This window comes from Microbacterium sp. Cr-K32, assembly GCF_000708345.1.
Lineage (GTDB): Bacteria > Actinomycetota > Actinomycetes > Actinomycetales > Microbacteriaceae > Microbacterium > Microbacterium maritypicum_A.
Genome location: NZ_JARD01000029.1, coordinates 205,867 through 229,466 on the forward strand (window position 1 = coordinate 205,867; position 23,600 = coordinate 229,466).

The following is a 23,600-nucleotide window of genomic DNA, read 5'->3' on the forward strand; positions in this document are numbered from 1 at the left end:
AGGGATACGCCGGACTGTGGGGCTAGCATGGGAAGCCCTGCACCGGCAGGGCCGACGACAACGCGTCACAGTTCGACGACAAGGGAGCACCCGTGAGGTTTCAGGTCAACCGCGATGTCTTCAGCGAGGCTGTCTCGTTCGTCGTCAAGCTTCTGCCGCAGCGCAATCCTCAGCCGATCCTCGCCGGCGTCCTGATCGAAGCCGATGGTTCCGGTCTGACGCTCTCGGCATTCGACTACGAGGCTTCCGCCCGCACCACCATCGAGGCGACGGTCGAGACCGCGGGGACGATCCTGGTGCACGGCCGGCTTCTCTCGGACATCGCCAGCCGACTTCCGAACGCTCCGATCGAGATCGCCGTCGAGGAAGACGGGGGCATCGCGGTCACCTGCGGCTCCGCACGATTCACCCTCGCAGCCATGCCCGTCGAGGAATACCCCTCGATCCCCGAGGTGACCGGTTCGTCCGGTGTGGTCCCGGCCGACGACTTCGGCACGGCGATCGCCCAGGTCGGATTCGCCGCGTCGCGTGACGACGTGACTCCTGTGCTCACGGGTGTGCAGCTCGAGGTCTCGGGACACACCCTGAGCCTCGTCGCGACAGACCGCTACCGCGTCTCGCTGCGGGATGTGCCGTGGGACGGCGAGGCCGTCGAAGCCACCGCCCTGGTCCCTGCCCGCACTCTGCTCGAGGTCGGCAAGACCTTCGGACACGCCGGCACGATCCAGGTGGCGTTCTCCGGAGCGGGCGACCGAGAGATCATCGCTTTCACCGCGGGCAACAAGACCGTCACTTCTCTCCTGATCAAGGGCAACTTCCCGCCTGTACGCCGACTGTTCCCCGAGCAGACCGACCATTACGCGGTCGTGAACACCGCAGACCTCGTCGAGGCCGTTCGCCGAGTCTCACTCGTGCTCGATCGTGCTGCTCCCCTGCGTTTCACGTTCTCGAACGACAGTGTGACGATGGACGCCTCCGGCGGAGATCACGCACGGGCATCCGAGTCGGTCGACGCGATCCTCTCCGGTGGCGATGAGGTCACGCTGGGCCTGAACCCGCAGTACCTGATCGAGGCTCTCGGCGCCGTCAAGAGCGAGTTCGTGCGCGTCACGTTCACGTCGAGCGACAACGCCAACAAGCTGAGCCCCGTGCTCATCACGAGCCAGACCTCGGTCGACCAGGCGGGTCTCGACTCGTTCAAGTACCTGCTCCAGCCGAACCTCCTCCTGCGCTGATCTTCTCCACTTCCTCCATACCCGGAACGTTCCCCGGGAAGTACGGACTGTCAGACCCCGAAGGTAGGCTGACTCCGTGATTGTGGAGCACCTGAGTCTGGTCGATTTCCGCAATTACGCGACCGCTGAACTCACCCTCCACCGCGGACCGAACGTGCTCGTCGGGCGCAACGGTCAGGGAAAGACGAATCTGGCCGAAGCCGTGGTGTTCCTCGCCACGCTCGGTTCGCACCGGGTGTCATCTGATGCGCCGATGGTCCGCGATGGCCAGGAGTTCGCGGTGATCCGCGCACGACTGTCGCACGGAGAGCGTCGTGTGCTCGCCGAGATCCAGGTGAACAGGCAGGGATCCAACAAGGCTCGCATCAACGGATCGCCGTCGAAGCCGAACGAACTCCCCCGCTACGCGCACGTCGTGCTGTTCGCTCCGGAAGACCTGCAGATCGTGAGGGGGGACCCCTCCGCTCGGCGCCGCTTCACCGATCAGCTCCTCATCCAGCGCACGCCGAGGCTCGCCGCAGTGCTCGCCGACTACGACCGCGTCCTGAAGCAGCGCAATGCGCTGCTGAAGTCGGCGCGTGCCCGCGGCGTTCGCGGCGAAGGTCTGAGCACTCTGGACGTCTGGGACGACAAGCTGGTCTCCCTCGGATCGGAGATCATCACCGCCCGCCAGCGCCTGGCGGCGGATCTGCAGCAGCCCGTGGCCGATGCCTACGAGGCGATTGCCGGTGCAGATCATCGTCCCCAGCTGGAATGGGCGCTCTCGGTGGGCGGCGGTGACCCCGAAGAGGGGGAAGAGGGAGCGGAAGGTGCCGAGACAGGTCCGTCCGCAGACAGACTCACCGATCCGATTCGTATCGCCGAGGTGTTCCGCGCATCCCTCGCGGCGAAGCGATCGAAAGAGCTCGATCGCGGACTGACCCTCACCGGGCCGCACCGAGACGACCTGGTGCTGCGGGTCCGCGACCTCCCGGTCAAGGGATACGCATCCCACGGGGAGTCGTGGTCGGTGGCTCTCGCCCTGCGGCTCGCGTCGGCCGAGCTGCTCCGCAGCGAATCTCCCGCCGGCGATCCGGTGCTCATCCTCGACGACGTCTTCGCAGAACTCGACGCCGATCGGCGTCAGCGGCTGGCGGCCTTGACGGCGGGCTATGAGCAAGTGGTGGTCACGGCAGCGGTGGAGGAGGATATCCCCGAGGTGCTGCACGCCCACGTGGTGCGGATCAGCGCCGGAACCATCAGCGACGAGCGGGAGGCGGCAGATGACTGACGCGGCACGCCATCCGTCCGCTTCGAGCCCCTCGGCATCGACTCCGGACACTCCCCCTCCGGTGGCCGATGTTCCCGAGACGATCGGCACCTATCTGCGGCTGCGCGGGCTGCAGCCGAGTTCCAAGAGCTGGAAACGCAAGCGACGCATCGCGACCGACGACGACAACGCGCCCTTCACGCCCGGGCGAGACCCCGGCGCGCTCGGTGCGGTGCTCGACAAGCTGAGTCGTGACTCGGGCTGGCAGATCACCCTCGCGCGAGAAGATCTCGTGCGCCAATGGGCTGATCTCGCCGGCGCAGACACCGCGAAGCACTCCGAACCCGTCTCCCTGGAGCGCGGCCTGCTCACCGTGAAGTGCGACTCGACCGCGTGGGCGAAGAACCTGCAGTTCATGCGGGCGACGATTCTCACCGAGATCGGCCGACGGTATCCCGATGCGGGCGTCGAGAACCTCCGCTTCATCGGACCGGACGTTCCCTCGTGGAAATGGGGTCCCAGAGCCGTTCCAGGACGGGGCCCGCGCGATACCTACGGGTAGGGCACCACGCGAGGGGGTCGAAAGGCTCAGAGGCCCACACACGGCCGTTGAGCGGCATTTCCCGATGAAACTCCGCTAGAATGGGAGTTCGTGATATCGATGTGGAGAATGCCCTCTGATGACGCCTGAATCCCCTGCTGACGAGACGGAATCGAACACCGGGGGAACCCCCGCAACCGAGGGCACCATCGCACCCAAGGCGAAGCAGCCTGGTGAGTACGGTGCGGATTCGATCCAGATCCTCGAAGGCCTCGAAGCCGTGCGCAAGCGCCCCGGTATGTACATCGGGTCCACCGGGCCTCGAGGACTCCACCACCTGGTCTACGAGATCGTCGACAACTCCGTCGATGAGGCACTGGCCGGTTACGCCGACACGATCTTCGTGACGATGCTCGCCGACGGCGGTGTGCGAGTCGTCGACAACGGTCGCGGCATCCCGGTCGACCCGCACTCGTCCGACCCCAACAAGTCGACGGTCGAGGTCGTGCTCACCATCCTGCACGCCGGTGGAAAGTTCGGCGGTGGCGCCTACGCCGTCTCCGGTGGCCTGCACGGTGTCGGCTCCTCCGTCGTGAACGCGCTGTCGACGCGCTTCGACGTCGAGGTCAAGCAGAAGGGCTTCGTCTGGCGGCACAGCTTCGCCGACGGCGGTATCCCCCAGCAGAAGCTCGAGAAGGGCGAAGCGACCGAAGAGACCGGAACGAGCATCACGTTCTGGCCGGACGCCTCGATCTTCACCGAGACGATCGAGTTCGAGTACGACACCCTCCGCACGCGGTTCCAGCAGATGGCATTCCTCAACAAGGGCCTTCGCATCGAGCTGCGCGACGAGCGGGAGTCCTCCGCCTACGAGGTGGAGGAAGACGGGGCCACCGTCACCAAGCAGCCCGGCGACGTGTTCTTCTACGAACGGGGTCTCGTCGACTACGTCGAGTACCTCAACAAGGTGCGTCACGCCGAAGTCGTCAACGACGAGATCATCGCGTTCGAATCGGAGGACACCGAGCGCAAGATCTCGCTCGAAGTCGCGATGCAGTGGACCACGTCGTACACCGAGAACGTGTTCACCTATGCGAACACGATCAACACCCACGAGGGTGGAACGCATGAGGAGGGCTTCCGCGCGGCGCTGACCACCCTGGTCAACAAGTACGCCCGCGCGAACAACCTGCTCAAGGAGAAGGACGACAACCTCTCCGGCGACGACGTGCGCGAGGGCCTGACGGCGGTCATCTCGATCAAGCTCGGCGAACCGCAGTTCGAGGGCCAGACGAAGACCAAGCTCGGCAACACCGAGGCGAAGGCGTTCGTGCAGAAGGTCGTCGGCGATCAGCTCGGGGACTGGTTCGAGCGCAACCCGAACCAGGCGAAGAACGTCATCCGCAAGGCGATCGACGCCGCGACCGCTCGCCTCGCCGCCCGCAAGGCGCGCGAGACCGCCCGCCGCAAGAGCGTCTTCGAGTCGGCCGCCATGCCGGACAAGCTCAAGGACTGCACGAGCAAGGACCCGTCCATCAGCGAGATCTTCCTGGTGGAGGGTGACTCGGCCGGTGGCTCCGCGGTGCAGGGTCGCGACCCGCACACGCAGGCGATCCTGGCGCTGCGAGGGAAGATCCTCAACGTCGAGCGCGCGCGTCTCGACAAGGCCCTGGGCAACAAGGAAGTCCAGGCGATGATCCAGGCCTTCGGCACGGGCATCGGCGAAGAGTTCGACATCGAGAAGGCGCGCTATCACAAGATCGTGCTGATGGCCGATGCCGACGTCGATGGCCAGCACATCACGACGCTGCTGCTGACGTTGCTCTTCCGCTACATGCGCGGTCTGATCGAGGCCGGCTTCGTGTACCTCGCCATGCCGCCGCTGTACCGCCTGAAGTGGTCCAACTCCGCGCACGAGTACGTGTTCAGCGACGCCGAGCGCGATGCCTTGCTCAAGCACGGCATCGACAACGGCAAGCGGATCCCGAAGGACGCCGGCATCCAGCGGTACAAGGGTCTCGGTGAGATGAACCCGAAGGAGCTGTGGGAGACGACGATGGATCACACCACGCGCACCCTGCAGCAGATCACCATCGAGGATGCCGCCGCGGCCGACGAGATCTTCAGCGTGCTGATGGGCGAGGACGTCGAGTCCCGACGCAGCTTCATCCAGCGCAACGCCAAAGACGTCCGCTTCCTCGACATCTGATGCCCGCGGGCTCAGACCAGATGTGTGACAGAGAGATTGATTCATGACTGACGAAGAACGCACCGAGCCGGAACACGATCACGGCAAGATCGATCAGGTCGACCTGCAGTCGGAGATGCAGCGCAGCTACCTCGACTACGCGATGGCCGTCATCGTGGGGCGCGCGCTCCCCGACGTGCGCGACGGGCTCAAGCCCGTGCACCGCCGTGTCATCTACGGAATGTACGACGGCGGATTCCGTCCTGACAAGTCGTTCTCGAAGTGCGCCCGTGTGGTCGGCGAGGTCATGGGTCAGTACCACCCGCACGGTGACTCGGCGATCTACGACGCCCTCGTGCGACTGGTGCAGCCGTGGTCGCTGCGGTATCCGCTGGCCCTCGGGCAGGGCAACTTCGGCTCCCCCGGCAACATGGGTGCTGCGGCTCCGCGATACACCGAGACCAAGATGGCTCCGCTCGCGCTCGAGATGGTGCGCGACATCGAAGAAGACACCGTCGACTTCACCGACAACTACGACGGACAGACGCAGGAGCCGACGGTCCTGCCCGCCCGTTTCCCGAACCTGCTCGTCAACGGCTCGGTCGGCATCGCGGTCGGAATGGCCACCAACATCCCGCCGCACAACCTGCGCGAGGTGTCCGATGCGGCGCTCTGGGCACTCGACAACCCCGGCATCTCCCGTGAGGAGCTGCTCGAAGGTCTCATCCAGCGCGTCCCCGGTCCCGACTTCCCGACCGGTGCGCAGATCCTCGGCACCAAGGGCATCCACGAGGCGTACCGCACGGGTCGCGGGTCGATCACGATGCGCGCGGTCGTCAACGTCGAGGAGATCCAGGGTCGCACCTGCCTCGTCATCACCGAGCTGCCGTACCAGGTGAACCCCGACAACGTGGCGGTGAAGATCGGCGACCTCGCCCGTGACGGCAAGATCACCGGCATCGCCGACATCCGCGATGAGTCCTCGGACCGCACGGGTCAGCGTCTGGTCGTCGTGCTCAAGCGCGACGCGGTCGCGAAGGTCGTGCTGAACAACCTCTACAAGCACACGCAGCTGCAGGAGAACTTCGGCGCGAACATGCTCGCGATCGTCGACGGCGTGCCGCGCACCCTCGCGATCGACGGTTTCATCACGCACTGGATCTCCCACCAGATCGACGTGATCGTCCGCCGCACCGAGTTCCGTCTGCGCGAGGCCGAGAAGCGCATGCACATCCTGCGCGGATATCTGAAGGCGCTCGACGCCCTCGACGAGGTCATCGCGCTCATCCGCCGCTCGCAGACCACGGCGGATGCGAACGAGGGACTCCAGAAGCTCCTCGACATCGACGAGATCCAGGCCGACGCGATCCTGCAGATGCAGCTGCGCCGTCTTGCGGCTCTCGAGCGTCAGAAGATCATCGATCAGGCGAACGAGCTCGAAGCGCAGATCACCGATTACAAGGCGATCCTGGCCGACGAGGGTCGTCAGCGCACGATCATCCGCGAAGAACTGACGGGCATCGTCGACCGCTTCGGCGACGAGCGTCGCACGCACATCCTGCACGGCTTCGACGGCGATGTCTCGATGGAAGACCTCATCGCCGAAGAGGAGATGGTCGTCACCGTCACGCGCGAGGGGTACATCAAGCGCACGCGCAGCGACAACTACCGTTCTCAGCACCGTGGCGGCAAGGGCGTCAAGGGTGCGCAGCTGCGCGCGAACGACATCGTCGAGCACTTCTTCGTGACGACCACGCACCACTGGCTGCTGTTCTTCACCGACAAGGGGCGCGTCTACCGCGCGAAGACCTACGAGGTGCCCGAGGCCGGACGCGACGCGAAGGGCATGCACGTCGCGAACCTGCTCGCCCTGCAGCCGGACGAGAACATCGCCCAGGTGCTCGACATCCGCGACTACCAGGTGGCCGACTACCTGGTGCTGGCGACCCGTGAGGGCCTCGTCAAGAAGACGCGACTCGAGGCGTACGACACCAACCGCCAGGGCGGCGTCATCGCGATCCGTCTGAACGACGAGGACGAGCTCGTCAGCGCATTGCTCGTGAACGCCGAGGACGACATCCTCCTCATCAGCCGCCGCGGCATGTCGGTGCGCTTCGAGGCGACCGATGAGGCCCTGCGGCCGATGGGTCGGGCGACGGCCGGTGTCCGCGGCATGAAGTTCAAGATCGACGAGGACTGCCTGCTCTCGGCATCCGTCGCAGCGCCGGGCAAGTTCGTCTTCGTCGTGACCGACGGAGGCTACGCGAAGCGCACCGCGGTGGAGGAGTATCGGGTGCAGGGACGCGGCGGAACAGGCATCAAGGTCGCCAAGCTCAACGACGATCGGGGCACTCTCGCGGGTGGTCTGATCGTCTCCGAGGACGACGAGGTCTTGGTGGTTCTCTCCAGCGGCAAGGTGGTACGCTCTGCCGTGGCCGAGGTCCCCGCCAAGGGTCGAGACACCATGGGAGTGGTGTTCGCCCGGACGACGGAGGCCGATCGCATCCTCGCCATCGCCCGTAACGGTGAGCGTGGCCTCGCCGAAGACGAGGCGGATGCGGAGGATGCCGAGACCCAGGCCCCCGAGACGACACCGACCCCCGAGGATACAGACGCATGAGCACAGTGGCCGACAAGCTGGCGAAGAAGTCGACCCGCAAGACCAGCGGCAAGCAGGTACGCCTCCGACTGGTCTACGTGGACTTCTGGTCGGCCGTGAAGCTCTCGTTCCTCGGAGCGGTGGCCCTCGCGGTCGTCACGATGGTCTCGTTCTTCCTCATCTTCCTGGTGTTCCAGGCGACGGGGATCATGACCACGGCGGAGAGCTTCCTGCTCGGCATCACCGACAACACGTTCGTGCTCTCCGAGGTCGTCGGACTTCCGCAGGTGATGGCGTTCGCGGCGGTTGTCGCGATCCTGAACCTCATCGTCTTCACGGTGCTCGGCGCCGTCGTCGCGGGAATCTACAACCTCGCAGTGAAGGTCACGGGCGGACTGCTCGTCGGCTTCATGTCGAACTGATCCTCGGAACGTTTCACGAAGGGCGGGTGCTTCGGCATCCGCCCTTCGCTGTTTCTCTTCGCGCTTTCTCTAGACGACGCCCGTCGTGCCGAGAAGCGTGCCGATGAGCCAGGTCGCCGCCAGGGCGAGCCCGCCACCGATCACCAGTCGGACCGATGCCCGCACGGGCGCCGAACCTCCGATCTTCGCGGACAGTGTTCCCGTGACGGCCAGGGCGAGGAGGACGGCGACGAAGGTCACCGGAACCCGCCACTCCGGCGGCGGAAGGAGGATGGCGAGCAAGGGCAGCAGCGCGCCGAGGGTGAAAGCGATCGCCGACGACATCGCCGCATGCCAGGGATTGACGAGGTCGTCCTGGTCGATGCCGAGTTCGACCTCCAGATGCGCGGCGAGGGCATCGTGCGCGGTGAGCTCTTCGGCCACCTGTCGCGCCGTCTCGTCCGAGAGCCCCCTCTCGCGATAGAGCTGCGTGAGTTCGTCGAGCTCCACAGCGGGCATCGTGCGCAGTTCCTCGCGCTCTTTCGCGATGAGGGCGCGTTCGCTGTCTCGCTGACTGCTCACCGAGACGTACTCCCCGAGGGCCATGGAGATCGCTCCGCCGACCAGGCCGGCGATACCCGCCGTGAGGAGCGCCGCGTTGTCGGTCGTGGCACCGGCGACCCCGACCACGAGGGAGGCGACCGAGACGATGCCGTCGTTCGCTCCGAGAACTCCCGCACGCAGCCAGTTCAGTCGCTGACCGAGACCGGCACCGTGCGGTTCACCTTCATGCGCTGTCATGCCCCCAGTGAAGCAGACGGTGGCCGGAGAAGGAGGAAGTCCGCGACGGGCATTACGGAAAACCCGAAGTCGAGTGTCCGGTTGACTCGGTATCGAGCCCATCCGGCCCGCCGTACCTTGGAACCATGACCACTCAGACTGCGACTCCGACTCCCGCAACGGCGGTGAAGCCGCCGTTGCGCATCTTCCTCACGATCCTGCATCTGGCAGGTGTCGGCATCCTCGGTGGTGCCATCTTCGGCATGCTCGGCGGGCTCCTCGGCACGGGCCTCGGACTTCTCTTCGCCGCCGGTATCGGGCTCATCATGCTGGTGGGACTGGTCTACGCGCTCTACGGTGTGGGCTGGTTCGAAGTCGCTCGTGTCGGTGCGCTGTACCGCACGCCGATCGCACCGCTGCGTCTGCAGCCGCGCGACCGTCCCGGCTTCGTCGGTTGGTTGCGAGCTCTCGGCCGCCAGGCCATCGACGGGCGCATGTGGCGCGCGGTCGCGAACTTCGCCATCTCGGCGCTTCTCGGCTGGCTGGTGCTCCGCCTGTTCTGGGGTCTGGTGTGGTCCATCATCATCTCGTTCGCTCCCCTCACCGCGGCGGATTCGGTCATGGGACCGTTCGGTGGGGGAGGCATCCCTGTCGCATGGGCGCCGCTGATCGGCATCTTGGGAATCGCGGCCTGCGTCGTCGGGACCATCGGCTTGGCGCTGCTGCACCGCACGCTCTCGCTCGCGATCGTGATCCGCAGCAAGGAGACCGAGCTCACCGAGCGCGTGCGCACCTCGACCGCGCAGCGGGAGGGCGCCGTGCGCGCAGCCGACGTGGAGCGCACCCGCATCGAGCGCGACCTGCACGACGGTGTCCAGCCCCGACTCGTGTCGGTCGGCATGACGCTCGGCCTCGCGCAGCAGAAGATCGACAACGATCCCGAGGCCGCGAAGGAGCTCATCAACGAGGCGCACACCTCGACCAAGGCGGCCATCACCGAGCTGCGTCAGCTGGCTCGGGGCATCCACGCCTCGGTGCTCGATGACAGAGGCCTCGACGCTGCACTGTCGGCACTCGCTGGACGCTCGCACATTCCCGTGCACCTGGATGTGCGCATGGACGGGCGATGCAGTCGCGAGGCCGAGGCTGCCGTGTACTTCTCGATCGCCGAGTCGCTGACCAACGCGGCGAAGCACTCGAGAGCGAGCGAAGCCCGCGTGATCGTGCGGCTTCGAGAGGGCAACACGCTCTGGGCACGCGTCGAGGACAACGGCATCGGCGGCGCTCAGGTGCAGCCCGGCGGCGGGCTCGACGGCATCGCGAATCGCATCCTGGCCGCAGGGGGAACCTTCCGCCTCGAGAGTCCGCAGGGCGGACCGACCAGCCTGGAGGTGAACGTACCGTGCGCATCCTGATCTGCGAGGACTCGGTCCTCCTGCGTGAGGGCCTGGTCCGTCTGCTCGAAGACGCCGGCCATGAGGTGGTCGCCGCCCTCCCCGACATCGAGGGTCTCGACCGGGCCGTCGCCACCACGACGCCTGACCTGTGCATCCTGGACGTGCGTCTCCCCCCGACGTTCACCGATGAAGGCATCCGGGCCGCTCTCGGTCTGCGCTCGACGCATCCGTCTCTCGCGATCCTGGTGCTCTCGCAGTACGTCGAAGAGCGGTATGCGTCGGATCTGATCGCGGCGCAGGGTGGTCCCCTCGGCTACCTGCTCAAGGATCGAGTCGCCGACGTCTCCGAGTTCCTCGCCTCGGTGCAGCGGATCTCCGAGGGCGCCACCGTGCTCGACCCCGAGGTCGTCGCCCAGCTGCTGACCCGCCGCAACCGCGACGATCGAATGCTGCGGCTCACGGAACGCGAGCGCACCGTGCTCGCACTGATCGCCGAGGGCAAGTCGAACCAGGCGATCGCGGGGCTGCTGTTCCTCTCAGAGGCGAGTGTCGAGAAGCACATCACCTCCATCTTCCAGAAGTTGGGCTTCGAGCAGGACGAGGCGGGAAACCGTCGCGTGCTCGCCGCCCTCGCACACATCGAGAACACCGGCGGCCCGACGCCGCCGACCGGCCAGACAGGAGTGGCACGATGACCACCGACAACAACGGCACCCCGGGCGAGCACGCCCCACTCACCCCGCCGCCGCCCTCCCCGCCCCAAGGAACGGCCCCGCAGGCGGGTCCGTCCTCTCCTGCCGCGCCTTCTACAGGCGCGTCCACTCCTTTCGCGCCGACCAACGGGCGCACCCCAGGGGCGACCGCGGTCATGGTGGTGACGGCGGTGGTCGGGGGGATCGCGCTTCTCGGGGCCGGCGGCACGGCTGCTGCCGCGGCGGCCGGGACCATCGTGTCGTCGAGTCGTCCGGACTCCGTGCAGAGCGTGGACGTCGAGGGGCTGGACAGCATCGACCTCGCCGCCGATGCCAGCAGCATGCGGGTCGAGTTCGGCGACGTCGACGAGGCCACACTCGCCATCACGAACGGGCGCGGTACACCGTGGACGTTCGAGCGCGATGGCGACGAGCTGGTCGTCCGGAGTCCACAAGGAGTCTTCGGGTGGTGGCTCGGCGGCTGGTTCGGTGATGAGGAGATCGCCGTGCTCACGCTCCCGGAAAGTCTTCGCGACGCAGGACTCGACGCCGACCTGAACCTCGATGCGGGCAGCCTCGACGTGAACGGCGACTTCGGTGTGCTCGACGTCAGCGTCAACGCCGGAGCGCTCGACGTCGAAGGGGCCGCGAAGGAACTCGATGTGCAGATGAGCGCCGGCCGCGCCGACATCCTCCTCGACGGCGTCTCCCAGGCGGACCTCGGCGTCTCCGCCGGCGATCTCACGGTCGAGCTCACGGGTGCTCCCCCGACCCGGACGGCGATCGACGTGAGCGCCGGCACCCTCGATCTGACCGTTCCCGACGTGGAGTACGCGATCTCTCAGGAGATCAGCGCGGGCACGCTGAATGCCGAGGTCGACGAGGCTTCGAGCGCGCGGAGGACGATCGAGGTCTCGCTGTCGGCCGGCACCGCGACCATCCGACCGGGCCGCTGAACACGCTCGAGGGGGAGGACACTCCCGGGTGCTCCCCCTCGATTCGGATTTTCCGTATTTCTCCGGTAAAGTCTTGGAGGTTGACGGGGCTATAGCTCAGGCGGTTAGAGCGCTTCACTGATAATGAAGAGGTCCCAGGTTCAAGTCCTGGTAGCCCCACCCCTTAACTCAAGAAAATCCCTCACGGGGCCTTAGCTCAGTTGGTAGAGCGCCTGCTTTGCAAGCAGGATGTCAGGAGTTCGAATCTCCTAGGCTCCACAGGATCGAGAAGCCCCAGGCCCCCCGGCCCGGGGCTTCTTCTGTTGAGGCGGGTGTCGACCCATCGCGTCCGCCTGGTTGCGCATCTCCACCCACGGGGGGACGCGAATCGTCCCGGTGGACGACGCGAGGGAGTGAATACTTCACGTAGCGTGTTACCCATGTAGAGCTTGCCTCGTGCTGAGCTGCTTCAGATCAATGTCGCCCCCGCACATGGCAGGGCCGGCTCCAGCTCGCAAGACTCAGGAGACACACATGGACATCCTCGAATGGGTGAGGACGGCCGCATCAGCCCTTCCCGACCCTCTGGTCTGGGCCCTCGGCGGCTTGTTCGCCTTCCTCGAGAACGGCTTGGGCCTCGGCTTCTTCCTGCCCGGTGAGACGATCGTCGTCTTCCTCTCCGCTTCGCTCTCCGATATCTGGGCGGTGGTGGTGATGTTCCTCGTGGTCATCGTCGCGGGAAGCGCGGGAGACCACGTCGGATATCTCCTCGGGCGACACTTCGGCGTCGGCATGCGTGATCTCAGACTGGTCAAGCGACTCGGGGTGGATCGATGGGATCGGGCCGTCGAGATCCTCCACCGGCGCGGTGCGATCGCCGTCTTCCTCACACGACTCGTCCCTGTCGTTCGCACGTTGACCCCGGCTGCTGCGGGCGTTGCGAAGGTGAGGTACCCGTCGTTCCTGCTCGCCTCGCTCGCCGGTGCAGCGACCTGGGCTGCGATCTACGTCAGCGTCGGGTTCCTGTTGAGGGCATCCCTCGACGCCGTCACCAAGGCGTTGGGACCGATCAGCAACGTGCTGCTCCTCGTCGTGGTCGCCGGCGTCATCGTCTTCTTCGTGGTGCGATTCATCCGCACCCGGTCGCTCGCACGCGCCGTCGATGCGACCGATGATGCTGCGCCCATCCAGCCCTCCGTCGTCGACCGTCTCTTCCGTGAAGACGAATGGCGCACGTGGCCCAACCTCATCACCGGGATCCGCCTGCTCCTGCTGCCGGTGTTCCTCTGGGTGATCACCGCCAGGATGCTGTGGGCCGCGCTGGTCGTCATCGGCCTGGTCTTCCTGACGGATTGGCTCGACGGTTGGCTCGCGCGGCGGACGAACAGCGTCTCCGCCCTCGGCACCTGGCTCGATCCGGTCGCCGACCGGATCACGGTGGTCGTCACGGCCGTCGCCTTCACGCTCGGGCATCTCATCCCGTGGGAGACGCTCGTGCTGCTGCTCATCCCCGACGTCCTGCTCGGATCGGCCGCCCTGCTCTTCTTCCGAGGAAACCCGGCAGTCCCGGTCACGATGGTCGGGAAGGTCCGGACGGCTCTGATCTTCGTCGGACTCCTCGGCGTCCTCCTCGGCAGTGCGCTGAGTGAGTCGGGTCTGGAATCGCTGAGCTGGATCGTCGGGATGTCGTTCCTGCTGTTCCTGATCGGGATCGTCGGTCACTACATCGCGGCGTCCCAGTACGCCCGTGCCATGATCACGCAGAAGCTGAGTGTGCGCGAAGGCTGAAGCTCGTCAGGCCTCGGTGCCCGTCTCGAGGTCGATCTCGTAGTGGATCATCCCCGAGCGGGTGGCGAGGCGGTCGTAGAGTCCGCGCGCGGTGGTGTTCGTCTCGGCCGTGAGCCAGTAGACCTTCGCCGCGCCCTGCTGCTCAGCCCATGCGCGGACGTGCGCGATCAGAGCCCGGCCGACCCCGCCACCGCGCACGCCGGGTGCGACGAACAGGTCTTCGAGGTAGCAGTAGTCCGTCGTCGCCCACGTCGAGGGGTGCGTCAACCAGTGGACGATCCCCACTGCGGTGCCGCTCTCGTCGCGGGCGAGCGCGCCATGGACGCCGGAATCGGCGTCGATGAGGCGTTCGAAGGTGGCATCCGTGGTCGCGGGGTCGAGGGCTTCCTCATAGAAGGACAGATAGCCGCTCCACAGGTCGTCCCACTCGGCACGGTCCTCGGTCGTGATCGGTGCGATCGTCGTCATGACTCGAGAGTAACGAAGTGGTGCGGAGGTTCACTCGACGGGTCGAAGGCTCCGCAGGATCGTGGAGTGACGAACCAGGAACGTGCGTTCGTCGAGCTTCTTGCGCCGCAGCCAGCCGGTGACCTCGTCGTTGTGCTTGCTCGCGTTGCACGAGGCGCACGCCGGGACGACGTTCTCGAGCGTGTAGCGGCCGCCGCGCGACACGGGTTGGATGCAGTCGCGTTGCAGGGCGGCACCGTCCCCACCGCAGTACGCGCACCCGCCCCAGGCATCCATCAAGTCGTACCACTGCTCGTCGGTGAGGTCGTTGTCGACGCGGGCGAGCCGGTTCTGTCGGCGCTTGGCATAGCGGGCACGGGTCGCCGGCGACGCGGTGGCGGAAGAGACCTTGCGGCGGCGGCGCATGGGCCGATGCTATCGCGGTGAGCGCTCGACGCGCCTCAGCCCTGGCCTACCGAGGTCAGCTCATGTGGCGCGAGATTCAACCGCTCGCCTCCGACCGCGGTCACGACCACGATGTCCTCGATGCGGGCACCCCAGGAGCCGGCGAAATAGATACCCGGCTCGATGCTGAATGCCATGCCCTCGCGAAGCACCAGGTCGTTGCCCGGAGCGATGTACGGCTCCTCGTGCACCGAGACGCCGATGCCATGGCCGGTGCGGTGCAGGAACGCCTCACCCAGCCCGGCGTCGGCGAGAACGTTTCGCGCCGCAGCATCCACCTCCGCCGCGGTGGCGCCAGGACGCACGGCGTCCACTGCTGCCTGCTGAGCGCGTACGAGCACCGCGATGCGCTCGGCGGCAGCGGGGTCGGGAGTGCCGACGACGTAGGTCCTGGTGCTGTCGGAGTTGTAACCGCTCGGCACTGCCCCTCCGATGTCGACCACCACGATGTCGCCGTCCTCGATCACGCGGTCCGAGACCTCGTGGTGCGGATCGGCGCCGTTCGGGCCGGATCCTACGATGACGAACTCCACCGTGCGGTGTCCTTCGGCGACGATGGCATCGGCGATGTCGGCGGCGACCGCGCGCTCGGTGCGTCCGGCCCGAAGCCACTCGTGCACGCGGCGGTGCACCGCATCGATCGCCTCTCCGGCGCGGCGAAGCTCGGTGATCTCCTCGGCGTCCTTGACCATGCGGCCCTCGCGGAGCACGGGCGTCGCGAGTTCGAGACGCACACCCAGTCGCTCACCGATCGGGATCACGTGCAGGGCGGGGAGGGCATCGGAGACGCCGACGCGCGACACGGTGCCGACGGATGCGGTGATCAGTGCGTACGGGTCTTCGCCGTCGACCCAGTCGGCGACGGCGAGTGCGAGCTCTCCGACCGCCGTGGTGCGCACCTTCGCGAGTTCCATCCGCGGGACCACGATCGTCGGCGCGACGTCGGGGCCGATGACCAGCGCAGTGAGTCGTTCGATGGTGTCGCCTTCGACGCCCACCAGATACTGCAGATCGGGACCCGGGCCCACGATGATGGCGTCGAGCCCGGCCTCGGCAGCGAGGGATGCGGCACGGCTGAGGCGGGCGGCGTACACGGAAGCGGGGAAGGGCAATGTGCTCACGGGCTCCACGCTACTGCGCGCGTGCTCGCAGGGCATCCGATTCGCGGTTCGATCCGCTCCGCGCGCACGGTCGGGGCTGAGCGACTCGCCCCGGTCGCAATGCCGCAGATCATCGACGGCTGAACGGAGGGGGCGCGGTCGTTCAGCCGCTCCCCCTCCGCGGTGGTCAGCTGATGGCGACGCGGATGCGCTCGGCGAGGAACTCCAGATCGGCCTTCGTGAGGTCGGTCACCGCGTAGGCAGTAGGCCAGACGGTGCCGTCGTCGAGGTTCGAGATGGGCTCGAACCCGAACGTGCCGTAGCGCACCTTGAATTTACTGGCCGGCTGGAAGAAGCAGAGCACCTTGCCGTCGCGGCCCCATGCCGGCATTCCGTAGTAGGTGCGCGGTACGAGCTCCGGGGCGACCTCCGAGACCAGGGCGTGCAGCTTCTTCGACAGCGCCTGGTCTTCGGGAGTGAGCTTCTCGATCGCCTCCTTGATGTCGGCCTCTCCCGCCGCTCGAAGCTCTTCCGGGGACTTCTTCGCGCGGGAGCGCCGGGTGCGGGCCTCCTTCGCGGCGGCCTGCATGGCCTCGCGTTCCTCAGCGCTGAAGTTCTTCTCTTTCTCGGCCATGATCGGTCCTCTCGACGTGCGTCCGGTGTGCAGATCACACTACGGACGCCGGGTGGCGATGCGCTTCTCGATTCATGATCGATCTCGGCAGGACGCACGGTCATCGACTGTCGTCGCCGACGGATAGTGTGTGATCCATGGACCTGCGTGTGGCGGCGTACGCGGTCGTCACCGATGACGACGGGCGGTTGCTGCTGGCGCGCTGGACCGAGGGTCGCCGGGTGGCATGGACGATGCCGGGCGGCGGACTCGAAGCGGGAGAGTCTCCGGAGGATGCCGTGCGTCGTGAGCTGCGCGAGGAGACCGGTTACACGGTCAAGGTCGGTGAACTCCTCGGCATCCACTCGCGGGTGATCCCCGCCGGTCGACGCGTGCAGAAGGCTGCAGATCCGCTGCATACCCTGCGGATCCTGTATCGGGCCGAGGTCACGGGCGGCAAACTGCGCTTCGAGACCGGCGGCTCGACCGACATGGCGGAGTGGTTCCCCCTGAAGGCGGTTGCCGAGCTGCAGCGCGTCAAGCTGGTCGACATCGCCTTGCGGATGGCCGGCATCCTCTGACAGGAGCTGCGCCGCCGCCCGGGATCAGCGCTCTTCGGGGACGGAGATGTCGGCGACGGTGGCGCCGTAGGCCGCGAGCAGGTCGTCGGCGTCGACGAACAGGCTGTATCCGTGGGCTCCTGCGCCCATGGCGATGCGCTGACCGACGATCGACTCGTCGGCGTAGATCGGCCAGTCCGTGGTGCTGCCGATCGGCACGATGGTTCCGCGTTCGTAACCGGTGGCCGCGAGCGCCAATGCGGGCTCCGGCAATCGCAACTTGTTCACCCCGACCAGCGCGCGCAGCTTCGGCCAGGAGATCGAGCGGCCGCCGGGTACCAGGGCGAACAGGAAGGTGTCATCGGACCGCTTCACCACGAGGGTCTTCACGATGCCCGACGGAGGGATGCCGAGGAGCTCGGCCGCCTCGAACAGGCTGCCGGCGGCGGGACGTTCACGGATCTCGATGTCGAGCCCTCGAGCGGCCGCCGCGTCCCGCACCCGTGCATGCTGATCGCCTCCGTCACCGGAGGCGACGGAGGCGGGATCAGACGGGGTCACGCGTCGGGTGCGGCGAGCGGGTCGTCCGCGACCCAGAGCTCATCGTCGGCGCGCAGAGTCTGCCACGCGGCGTAGAGCACACCGACGGCCGCAGCAGCGCCGAGGATGATCGCGATGACGGAGCCGAGGCCCGGTCCCGACTTCTGCGGCTTGGTCGCCTTGCGCACCTGCACGGCGACGCCGTGGCGCTTGGCGTTGGCGACGTCCCACGCGCTGAGTGCCGAACCGACAACTCCGCCCACGATCGGGACGAACTTGTCGTCGACGACGTGCTTGCCGATCTTCACGCCACGATCGACGACCGGGGCGACACGGCGGTTGTACGTGTCCTGGATGACCGGCACGACCTGCTCACGATTGAGGTTGCCGAGCTGACGGCCGGCCTCACGGGCGACATCGGCGGCGTGACCGACGAGCACCTGCTGGTTCTCCCAGAGCTGGTTCGCGTCGTTCTGAAGACGACGCAGTTCCTTCTTCCGCTTGCGGCTGAGGCTCACGATGCTCTCCTGTCCATTGGAGTACGGGTTCCCCATCTTGCCACGAGAGGCTGGAAGCCGGGCGGGAATCGCCCGGCCCTTGCTTCTTCGCCTCATGAGGGGTAGATACCACGGCCAACTCACCGGAAGCTCTGCGAGAATGAGGACATGGCTCACGCTTCTCATGTCGCAACCCTGCACACCAACCACGGTGACATCGTCATCAACCTCTTCGGTGACCACGCCCCGAAGACGGTCAAGAACTTCGTCGGCCTCGCCGACGGCACCCAGGAGTGGACCGATCCCGCCACCGGCAAGCCCGGCGAGGGACCCCTCTACAAGGACGTCATCTTCCACCGCATCATCCCGAACTTCATGATCCAGGGCGGCGACCCGCTCGGACAGGGTGTCGGGGGCCCCGGCTACAACTTCGACGACGAGATCAACATGGAGCTCAACTTCAACGAGCCCTACATCCTCGCCATGGCCAACGCCGGTCTCCGCCGCAACGCCATCACCGGCAAGCCCGAGGGCACCAACGGTTCGCAGTTCTTCATCACCACCGACCCGACGCCGTGGCTGCAGGGCAAGCACACGATCTTCGGCGAGGTCGCCGATGACGCTTCCAAGGCCGTCGTCGACGCGATCGGCGCCGTGCAGACCGGTGCGGGCGACCGTCCCGTCGAGCCGGTCGTGCTGCAGTCGATCGACATCGTCGCGGCCTGACGACAGCTGCGGCCGATCCGGATGACCACGCCTGAGTTCACGAGCAATCGCGACAACTTCTGCTACCGGCATCCGGATCGGCAGAGCTTCGTGCTCTGCCAACGGTGCATGCGCACCATCTGCCCCGAGTGCCAGACGCAGGCGCCCGTCGGCGTCATCTGCCCGGAGTGCATGAACGCCGACCGCAAGAACCGCACCCCAGCCCAGAAGAAGGCGGCCCGTCGTTGGGGCGGCAGCGGTGGAGCGAGCATGGCGATGGCTCGCAGCGGCAAGCCGGTGGTGACCTACGCGCTGCTCGCGGTCACGTCGTTCATCGGACTGCTGCAGCTGATCCCTGGTATCGGCGAGCAGATCACCGGCCAACTGCTCTTCGCGGCGCCGTATCTGTATCCGAACCTGTCGCCGCTGCCCTTCGAGCCCTGGCGATTGCTGACCGCGATCTTCGCCCATGGCGGCTTCATCCACCTCGCGCTCAACATGCTGGCCCTGTGGATGCTCGGACAGAGCCTCGAGCCCATGCTCGGTCGCGTTCGCTTCCTCGCTCTCTACCTCATCAGTGGTCTCGGCGGCTCGGTCATGGTGGCGGTGCTCGCGCCGCTGACCTCGACCGTCGGTGCCTCCGGCGCGATCTTCGGCATGATGGCCGCTCTACTCATCGTCGGTCGACACCTCGGTGCCAACGTCACGGGTCTTCTCGTGATCCTCGGCATCAACTTCGTCTACGGCCTGGTATTCGGCGGCGGACGGATCTCCTGGCAGGCACATCTCGGCGGCCTGCTCATCGGAGCCCTGGTGGCGTTCATCTACGTCAAGACGAAGCGACGAGACCAGCGCACCCTGCAGATCGTGCTGCTCTCCGCTCTGGTCGTCCTGTTGATCGTCGTGGTGGCGTTCGTGCCGCCGCTCATCCTTTTGTCCTGATCCAGAGTTGTTAACAGGGTTGTTAACCCCTGTGAATAACAACGGTGTAATTCTCCCCAGGCTGTGGAGAGGGCTGTGGATAACTTTCGCTCTGGGTGGCTTGTGGGGCGGGAACGGGGCCGTTCCCTTACGTGAGTCGTACTTCGCTGCTGACATGAGAAAGGCCCTCTCGCATGGCGAGAGGGCCTTTCTGGAAGAAGGAGTGAGGCGTCAGCGCCAGCGGGTGGTCATCAGGAATCCGATCAGCGCGATACCGAGTCCGATCGCCAGGTTCCAATTGGAGAGACCCGGGATCGGGTACTGCATGCCGGAGATGTAGAACACCAGGATCCAGGCGAGACCCAGGAGCATGAACCCGATCATCACCGGCTTGAACCACACGGCGTTGGGAGCGGCGTCGCCTTCAGCGCGCTCGACGGCGGGTTCTTCAGTCTTGCGGTCACGTGCCATTCCGTCATTGTACCCATGAGACCTGTCTCGGACGAGGTCGAGCAGGCCCTGGGACAGAGGGCGAGACGGTGACGCCACGGCATCCGCCCAGCGTTCCCGGATATGATCACCGCATGACTGCATCCGTCGCGCCTGGGGGGCGACGTCCGCGCCGGCAGCGACCACGCTCCCGTGCGACGTTCGCGAGCGTACTCGGCGAGCTCCTTCTGACGGCAGGCGTGGTCGTTCTCCTCTTCGTGGCCTGGCAGATGTGGATCGGCGACATCATCATCAGTGCACAGAAGAACGACGAGGGTGCCGCCGTCTCCCAAGCCCTCGCGCAGGCGGAGGCACCCGCGCTCCCCCCGGTCGTCGAGGACGAAGACGGCACCTCCACCTACATCCCACCCGTGCCCGCAGCCCCGGCCGACGCGCAGTGGTTCGGCCAGATGCACATCCCCCGTTTCGGAGCCGAGTACAACTTCGGGATCTTCGGGGGCACGAGCCGTGCGCGCACCCTCGATCAACAGGGCATCGGAATCTATACGAACTCCAAGATGCCCGGCGAGGTCGGAAACTTCTCCCTGGCCGGGCACCGCACGACGTGGGGCAAGCCGTTCAACCAACTCGACAAGCTGCAGCTGAACGACGCGATCGTCGTCGAGACGCCCGACGGCTGGTACACCTACCGCTTCCGCACGCTCGAGTACGTGAAGCCCTCGCAGACCGATGTGCTCGCCGATGTGCCGCAGATGCCGGAGCAGCAGACCGGCGAGCAGTACATCACCCTCACCGCCTGCTCGCCTCTGTACTCGCTGGCGGAGCGCATCGTCGCCTACGGGGTGTTCGAGAGCTTCCAGCCGCGGGCCGAGGGACCGCCGACCGCGCTGACCGACCCGCCGCCCCCGCCGGCCGCACCATCCGTGTGATCGTGGACCGTCATAAGGGAGAAGACTGATGTACGCCGCACTCTGGCGCCTGCTGCCCGGACCGTGGTGGCTGCGTGTGCTCATCCTCGTGGTCGTCATCGCCGCCGTGCTCTATGGCCTGTTCTGGTACGTGTTCCCCTGGGTGAGCCCGATCATCGCCCCCGGTGAGGTCGACGTCGAATGACGCGAGTTCTCGTGGTCGACAACCACGACAGCTTCGTGCACACACTGGTCGGATACCTGAGCGAGCTCGGCGCGCACACGGTGATGATCGAATCCGATGCCACGGATGCGGCTCAGCTGGAGCGGATCCTTCCCGAGTACGACGCGTTGATGCTCTCTCCGGGCCCCGGTGCACCCGTCGACGCGGGGGCGTCGCTCGACGCGGTGCGCATCGCCGCCCGCCTGCGGGTGCCGACGCTCGGGGTGTGCCTCGGGCATCAGACGATCGGCGAGGCGTTCGGGGCTCCGGTCGCCGCAGCGCCCGAGCTCATGCACGGCATGGTCTCGGCGGTGACGCACGACGGCTCCGCGTTGTTCACCGGGATCCCTTCGCCGTTCGACGCCGGGCGCTACCACTCCCTCGCGCTGGCGGCCTCCGATCTGCCCTCCGAAGTCGTCGTGACCGCCTGGACCGAGAACGGAACCGTGATGGCTCTGGCTCACCGCGATCAGCCCCTCTGGGGCGTGCAGTTCCATCCGGAGAGCGTGCTGACCGAGGGAGGCTACCGGCTCCTGGCGAACTGGCTGGAGCTGTGCGGCGACGAGAACGCCGTCGGGCGCGCTGAGGAACTTCACCCGCTGGCTCGCTGAACAGCGTCGGGCGGGGGCATACGCCCGACGGTGCTATCCGGTGCAGAAGAAGATCTGGACCGAGGAGCCCACCGGAACGTCACCCGGTGCCACCGACATCGAGTGGACCGTGGTCGGCTCCGTCGCGGGGCACTCCGCGGTCTCCGTCGGCACAGCGACCAGACCGAGGTCCGTGAGGTTTGTCGTGGCGGCATCGACGGTCCAGCCGACGAGGTCGGTCAGCGTGACCTTGCCGCTGGCCACGACGAGATTGACGACGGTTCCCGGATCCAACTCCGCATCGGCCTTCTCGCTGGCGGAGATGACCGTGTTCGTCGCCAGGGCCTTGTCGTTGCGCTGGATGACGGTCCCGAGTTCGAGGCCGGCCGCCGTGAGGGCCTTCGTGGCATCGTCGAGGGCCATCCCCTCGATCTTCGGCATCACCACGGTCTCCTCGCCCTTGGAGACGTACAGGGTGATCGTGGAACCCTCTTCCACCGACACTCCCGCTTCGGGGTCGGTGCGGATCACGTTCCCCTCCGTCACCTCGGAGCTCGTCTCGATCACGATCTTCGATGAGAGGTCGAGTGCGGCGAGGTCGTCCTGTGCCCGTTCCGAAGACACGTTGACGAGGTTGGGGATGGTGCGCGACGTGCTCGACACCTCAGTGGGCCGCATGCTGATCGTGACGACCCAGAACAGCACGGAGGCCAACAACACGGCGAGCAGCGCCACGCCCGCCCAGATCCAGGCGACCGGAGGACCGGACTGGGTTCTGGTCATGGTCGTGTCCGTGCTCAACTGGCGAAGCGATCGCGCGGTCTCCTGCGCCTGCCGCGGGCTCGCCCCGTACAGCTCGCTGGTCAGCGCACCGAGCTCCTTGCGGGTCGGAGCGTTTCCCGTCATCGCGGAATCGAGCGCCGCGCGGAAGTGCGCGGCATCCGGATAGCGCTGGTACGGGTCCTTGGCGAGCGCGCGGAGCACGATCGGGTCGAGATTCCGCGGGGCGTCCTCGTTGACCTCGGTGGGAGGAACGGGAGTCTCGCTGACGTGCTGATAGGCGACCGCTACCGGCGACTCGCCACGGAACGGCTGCCGCCCCGTGAGCAGCTCGTACAGCACGACACCGGTGGAGTAGAGGTCGGCACGAGCATCGACGGGTTCGCCCTTCGCCTGCTCCGGTGAGAAGTAGGCGGCGGTCCCGATGATCTGGGTGGTCTCGGCGACGGTCGACGACGAGTCGGAGACGGCTCGGGCGATGCCGAAGTCCATCACCTTGACCTGACCCTTGTCGGTGACCATCACGTTGCCGGGCTTGATGTCGCGATGCACGACACCGGCGCGGTGCGAGTAGTCGAGCGCCTCGAGGATTCCGTCGACGTAGCGGACCGCATCGGTGGCCGGCACCGGGCCGGCGGCGATGATGTCCTTGAGGAGGGTGCCCTTGACGAGCTCCATCACGATGTACGGCGGCTCCGTGGAGCCGATCTCGCTCGTCGAAGGGTCGCCGGCGTCGAACACGCGGACGATCGACGGATGCGACATGCGCGACGCCGCCTGGGCCTCGAGGCGGAACCGGTTACGGAAGGTGGTGTCGCGCGCAAGGTCGGCATCGAGGATCTTGATCGCGACCTCGCGTCCGAGCGTCAGGTCGTACCCGCGGTACACCTTCGCCATTCCGCCATGCCCGATGAGCTCGTCGACGCGGTACCGACCCGCGATGACTTGTGGCTCTGTGGACACGGAAGACCCCCCTGGAAACTACGCTTGCTGAAC

At 66.6% G+C, this 23,600-nt stretch carries 25 protein-coding genes and 2 tRNA genes; 18 read left to right on the forward strand and 9 right to left on the reverse strand.

Annotation, left to right across the window (positions count from 1 at the left end; translation table 11 throughout):
- The first annotated feature begins 92 nt into the window (after positions 1–92).
- The 6 genes from dnaN (at position 93) to GZ64_RS0118280 (ending at position 8,234) form a co-directional block, all read left to right on the forward strand.
- Entirely contained in the window at positions 93–1,235 is a 1,143-nt protein-coding gene (gene dnaN, locus GZ64_RS0118255) for a DNA polymerase III subunit beta (RefSeq protein ID WP_029268136.1), read from the forward strand.
- Between the two features lie 76 nt (positions 1,236–1,311).
- On the forward strand, positions 1,312–2,505 hold the full coding sequence (recF, locus tag GZ64_RS0118260; protein WP_029268138.1) for a DNA replication/repair protein RecF: 1,194 nt from the start codon (positions 1,312–1,314) through the stop codon (positions 2,503–2,505).
- Positions 2,498–3,046 (forward strand): DUF721 domain-containing protein, encoded by a 549-nt coding sequence (locus GZ64_RS0118265; RefSeq protein ID WP_197020548.1) that lies wholly within the window; start codon positions 2,498–2,500, stop codon positions 3,044–3,046. Before recF ends, GZ64_RS0118265 begins: the two co-directional genes overlap by 8 nt.
- Positions 3,047–3,164: 118 nt before the next feature.
- Positions 3,165–5,234 carry a DNA topoisomerase (ATP-hydrolyzing) subunit B gene (gene gyrB, locus GZ64_RS0118270; RefSeq protein ID WP_021201381.1) on the forward strand — a complete coding sequence of 690 codons (2,070 nt, stop codon included), beginning with the start codon at positions 3,165–3,167 and terminating at the stop codon, positions 5,232–5,234.
- A gap of 43 nt (positions 5,235–5,277) precedes the next feature.
- Positions 5,278–7,833 carry a DNA gyrase subunit A gene (gyrA, locus tag GZ64_RS0118275; RefSeq protein ID WP_021201380.1) on the forward strand — a complete coding sequence of 852 codons (2,556 nt, stop codon included), beginning with the start codon at positions 5,278–5,280 and terminating at the stop codon, positions 7,831–7,833.
- Positions 7,830–8,234 carry a DUF3566 domain-containing protein gene (locus tag GZ64_RS0118280; RefSeq protein WP_017829919.1) on the forward strand — a complete coding sequence of 135 codons (405 nt, stop codon included), beginning with the start codon at positions 7,830–7,832 and terminating at the stop codon, positions 8,232–8,234. The genes gyrA and GZ64_RS0118280 overlap by 4 nt, the downstream gene beginning before the upstream one ends.
- A 69-nt stretch (positions 8,235–8,303) precedes the next feature.
- Here GZ64_RS0118280 and GZ64_RS0118285 read toward each other — a convergent pair whose 3' ends face one another.
- Positions 8,304–9,014: a VIT1/CCC1 transporter family protein gene (locus GZ64_RS0118285; RefSeq protein WP_021201379.1), complete on the reverse strand. Its 711-nt coding sequence runs from the start codon at positions 9,012–9,014 to the stop codon at positions 8,304–8,306.
- A 125-nt stretch (positions 9,015–9,139) separates the two neighbouring features.
- On the opposite strand from GZ64_RS0118285, the gene GZ64_RS0118290 reads away from it, so the two are divergent.
- The 6 genes from GZ64_RS0118290 to GZ64_RS19915 all read left to right on the forward strand — a co-directional run bounded on the left by GZ64_RS0118290 (position 9,140) and on the right by GZ64_RS19915 (position 13,805).
- A complete protein-coding gene (locus GZ64_RS0118290; RefSeq protein ID WP_029268140.1) occupies positions 9,140–10,408 on the forward strand; it encodes a sensor histidine kinase in 1,269 nt (422 codons plus the stop codon).
- Positions 10,396–11,085 carry a LuxR C-terminal-related transcriptional regulator gene (locus tag GZ64_RS0118295; protein WP_029268141.1) on the forward strand — a complete coding sequence of 230 codons (690 nt, stop codon included), beginning with the start codon at positions 10,396–10,398 and terminating at the stop codon, positions 11,083–11,085. Before GZ64_RS0118290 ends, GZ64_RS0118295 begins: the two co-directional genes overlap by 13 nt.
- The gene (locus GZ64_RS0118300) at positions 11,082–12,038 is read left to right on the forward strand and encodes a hypothetical protein (protein ID WP_029268144.1); all 957 of its coding nucleotides are present in this window, start codon (positions 11,082–11,084) and stop codon (positions 12,036–12,038) included. The genes GZ64_RS0118295 and GZ64_RS0118300 overlap by 4 nt, the downstream gene beginning before the upstream one ends.
- Positions 12,039–12,123: 85 nt before the next feature.
- A tRNA-Ile gene (locus GZ64_RS0118305) sits at positions 12,124–12,197 on the forward strand.
- 26 nt (positions 12,198–12,223) lie between these two features.
- Positions 12,224–12,296: transfer RNA gene (locus GZ64_RS0118310), tRNA-Ala, on the forward strand.
- A 255-nt stretch (positions 12,297–12,551) separates the two neighbouring features.
- Positions 12,552–13,805 carry a CDP-alcohol phosphatidyltransferase family protein gene (locus GZ64_RS19915; RefSeq protein WP_168441074.1) on the forward strand — a complete coding sequence of 418 codons (1,254 nt, stop codon included), beginning with the start codon at positions 12,552–12,554 and terminating at the stop codon, positions 13,803–13,805.
- A gap of 6 nt (positions 13,806–13,811) precedes the next feature.
- Here the strand turns inward: GZ64_RS19915 and GZ64_RS0118320 are convergent, their stop codons facing one another.
- The 4 genes from GZ64_RS0118320 to GZ64_RS0118335 form a co-directional block, all read right to left on the reverse strand.
- A complete protein-coding gene (locus GZ64_RS0118320; protein WP_029268147.1) occupies positions 13,812–14,273 on the reverse strand; it encodes a GNAT family N-acetyltransferase in 462 nt (153 codons plus the stop codon).
- 30 nt (positions 14,274–14,303) lie between these two features.
- Positions 14,304–14,678: an HNH endonuclease gene (locus tag GZ64_RS0118325; protein ID WP_029268148.1), complete on the reverse strand. Its 375-nt coding sequence runs from the start codon at positions 14,676–14,678 to the stop codon at positions 14,304–14,306.
- Positions 14,679–14,713: 35 nt separating this feature from the next.
- Positions 14,714–15,838 (reverse strand): M24 family metallopeptidase, encoded by a 1,125-nt coding sequence (locus GZ64_RS0118330; protein WP_029268150.1) that lies wholly within the window; start codon positions 15,836–15,838, stop codon positions 14,714–14,716.
- Between the two features lie 166 nt (positions 15,839–16,004).
- Positions 16,005–16,451 carry a hypothetical protein gene (locus GZ64_RS0118335; protein WP_021201371.1) on the reverse strand — a complete coding sequence of 149 codons (447 nt, stop codon included), beginning with the start codon at positions 16,449–16,451 and terminating at the stop codon, positions 16,005–16,007.
- A 137-nt stretch (positions 16,452–16,588) separates the two neighbouring features.
- Between GZ64_RS0118335 and GZ64_RS0118340 the strand changes: the two genes are divergently transcribed.
- A complete protein-coding gene (locus GZ64_RS0118340; protein WP_021201370.1) occupies positions 16,589–17,011 on the forward strand; it encodes an NUDIX hydrolase in 423 nt (140 codons plus the stop codon).
- Between the two features lie 24 nt (positions 17,012–17,035).
- Here the strand turns inward: GZ64_RS0118340 and GZ64_RS0118345 are convergent, their stop codons facing one another.
- Both GZ64_RS0118345 and GZ64_RS0118350 read right to left on the reverse strand, forming a co-directional pair.
- Positions 17,036–17,491, reverse strand: a complete 456-nt coding sequence (locus tag GZ64_RS0118345) for an aminoacyl-tRNA deacylase (RefSeq protein ID WP_029268152.1) — start codon at positions 17,489–17,491, stop codon at positions 17,036–17,038.
- A 56-nt stretch (positions 17,492–17,547) separates the two neighbouring features.
- Complete coding sequence (locus GZ64_RS0118350; protein ID WP_029259475.1) at positions 17,548–18,048, reverse strand: hypothetical protein; 501 nt, start codon at positions 18,046–18,048, stop codon at positions 17,548–17,550.
- Between the two features lie 147 nt (positions 18,049–18,195).
- On the opposite strand from GZ64_RS0118350, the gene GZ64_RS0118355 reads away from it, so the two are divergent.
- Positions 18,196–18,753 (forward strand): peptidylprolyl isomerase, encoded by a 558-nt coding sequence (locus tag GZ64_RS0118355; protein WP_021201367.1) that lies wholly within the window; start codon positions 18,196–18,198, stop codon positions 18,751–18,753.
- Positions 18,754–18,774: 21 nt separating this feature from the next.
- Positions 18,775–19,674 carry a rhomboid family intramembrane serine protease gene (locus GZ64_RS0118360; RefSeq protein ID WP_021201366.1) on the forward strand — a complete coding sequence of 300 codons (900 nt, stop codon included), beginning with the start codon at positions 18,775–18,777 and terminating at the stop codon, positions 19,672–19,674.
- Between the two features lie 210 nt (positions 19,675–19,884).
- On the opposite strand, the gene GZ64_RS0118365 is transcribed toward GZ64_RS0118360, so the two are convergent.
- Complete coding sequence (locus GZ64_RS0118365) at positions 19,885–20,124, reverse strand: cell division protein CrgA (protein WP_021201365.1); 240 nt, start codon at positions 20,122–20,124, stop codon at positions 19,885–19,887.
- Between the two features lie 113 nt (positions 20,125–20,237).
- Between GZ64_RS0118365 and GZ64_RS0118370 the strand changes: the two genes are divergently transcribed.
- Genes GZ64_RS0118370 through GZ64_RS0118380 form a run of 3 tightly spaced genes read left to right on the forward strand, consistent with a single transcriptional unit; the run spans position 20,238 to position 21,845 of the window.
- On the forward strand, positions 20,238–21,032 hold the full coding sequence (locus GZ64_RS0118370) for a class E sortase (protein WP_029268154.1): 795 nt from the start codon (positions 20,238–20,240) through the stop codon (positions 21,030–21,032).
- A 28-nt stretch (positions 21,033–21,060) separates the two neighbouring features.
- Positions 21,061–21,216 carry a hypothetical protein gene (locus GZ64_RS20110; RefSeq protein ID WP_021201363.1) on the forward strand — a complete coding sequence of 52 codons (156 nt, stop codon included), beginning with the start codon at positions 21,061–21,063 and terminating at the stop codon, positions 21,214–21,216.
- On the forward strand, positions 21,213–21,845 hold the full coding sequence (locus tag GZ64_RS0118380) for an anthranilate synthase component II (RefSeq protein ID WP_029259478.1): 633 nt from the start codon (positions 21,213–21,215) through the stop codon (positions 21,843–21,845). Before GZ64_RS20110 ends, GZ64_RS0118380 begins: the two co-directional genes overlap by 4 nt.
- Positions 21,846–21,878: 33 nt before the next feature.
- Here the strand turns inward: GZ64_RS0118380 and pknB are convergent, their stop codons facing one another.
- On the reverse strand, positions 21,879–23,567 hold the full coding sequence (gene pknB, locus GZ64_RS0118385) for a Stk1 family PASTA domain-containing Ser/Thr kinase (protein WP_029259479.1): 1,689 nt from the start codon (positions 23,565–23,567) through the stop codon (positions 21,879–21,881).
- Positions 23,568–23,600 lie beyond the last annotated feature (33 nt).